Source organism: Pseudomonas brassicacearum, assembly GCF_003732265.1.
Taxonomy (GTDB): Bacteria; Pseudomonadota; Gammaproteobacteria; order Pseudomonadales; family Pseudomonadaceae; genus Aquipseudomonas; species Aquipseudomonas brassicacearum_D.
The window spans coordinates 1-266 of the sequence record NZ_MOBK01000200.1 but is presented as its reverse complement, the minus strand read 5'-3'; the positions used below and the strand labels follow the sequence as shown (position 1 = coordinate 266).

1 protein-coding gene is annotated in these 266 nt (G+C 60.5%); it reads right to left on the bottom strand.

Features of this window, described 5'->3' with window-relative positions:
• The coding region (locus BK660_RS33275; protein WP_259698559.1) for a substrate-binding domain-containing protein at positions 1 to 266 on the bottom strand (266 nt) is incomplete at both ends.

The following is a 266-nucleotide window of genomic DNA, read 5'->3' as shown; positions in this document are numbered from 1 at the left end:
GAGGTTGTCGTTGGCGAAGATGATCGCGTCGGGGCGCGGTGAGGCGTTCATCAGGGTGTCCATCGCCTGTTTGCCGGCCTCGAATGGTGCGCGATCAGCGTCAGGGGCGTAGACCCAGGGTTCCAGGCTGGATTCTTTTAAAGTCGCTGCGTAACCGTCGCGGCGTTCCAATGCGCTGAAGTCGCCCGCCGCGCTGTTCTGCACGAAGGCGATACGTTGATAGCCTTTTTTCAGCAGATATCTGGCGGCTGTCACGCCCACCTCGA